Source organism: Xanthobacter autotrophicus ATCC 700552, from assembly GCF_043194565.1.
In the GTDB taxonomy this organism is placed as follows: domain Bacteria; phylum Pseudomonadota; class Alphaproteobacteria; order Rhizobiales; family Xanthobacteraceae; genus Xanthobacter; species Xanthobacter autotrophicus_F.
In genome coordinates this window covers 1-960 of record NZ_JBAFVS010000070.1, presented here as the reverse complement: position 1 = coordinate 960, position 960 = coordinate 1, and the positions used below count along the sequence as shown (strand labels likewise).

At 69.2% G+C, this 960-nt stretch carries 1 protein-coding gene; it reads right to left on the bottom strand.

What is annotated here, in order from left to right; genetic code table 11:
• On the bottom strand, positions 1-960 hold a 960-nt coding region (locus tag V5F48_RS24940; protein ID WP_394260642.1), incomplete at both ends, for a DUF3363 domain-containing protein.

Sequence of the window (960 nt, the reverse complement as noted above, 5' to 3'; positions counted from 1 at the left end):
AGCCCATGCCGTCGTCGATCATGGCGAAGCGGCCGGAGACGAGTTTGGCGGAGCCGGTGAGCTTGCCGCTGACATATTCGCCGGCTTTCGCCTCGACGAAGGCCAATCCCCGTTCCGCGGCCATCTCGCGACCGACGCGCGTGATTTCGGCGCGCTCCAGACGCGCAAGGATGTCCCGCGGAGCCCGAACCGCCCCGTCCTCCAGCCGGACCGCGTGCCCCTGATCGACGAGGCTTTGCCGCCGCCTCTCCATCGCCTCGCTCACCTCCCGGCCGAACCCCGCCTCGGCCAGCGGCGTCCGCTCGCGCGAGGCCAGCTCCCGGTCGAGCCAGGTCGCCCCGTCGCTGCTGACCTGGTGGTCAAGGTTGAGGGTCGAGAACGTGCGGACGGAAAAGTCCTTCGCCCGATCCCGCGCATCATAGGCCATGCCGCGTTCGGCGATGTCGGCAGGGATCTTCCAGTGGTCGGCATCGAGGCGCTCCACGTGGCCTGCTCGGCGGAGCGCTTCGAGCCGGCGCACGTGGGAGCGGACATAGGCTTCCGGATCGCCCTTGATCCGCTCGATCTCCGGGCGGGCGGCCTCCAGATGCGTGCTCGGTCGGTAGATTCCGTCCGAGCGTTCTGCAAGGTCGCGAATGTTGAGGTCCGCAGCCCGCGGCTCGGCTTTGACCGGGACCGGATCGAGCGCAACGATGTGCCCCCGTCCGACCGCGTCCAGCCGGGTGGCGTCCGCCATCTCCACATAGTGGGTGCGTCCATCCACGGCGTCGATGACGAGGTGCATTCGGTCGCCCATCTCGTCACCGGCGGCAAGGCCCTTGGCCAACACCCGCCCGACGATGGGCTCGGTGACGGTCTGGCCGTGAATGGCGTAGCGATCCGTTCCCCGCTCCTCGGCGAGGCCGTGATCGGCCAGCGCGCGCTGCATGGTCGCGACGATCTCGTTGCGCGTGCCGAGAT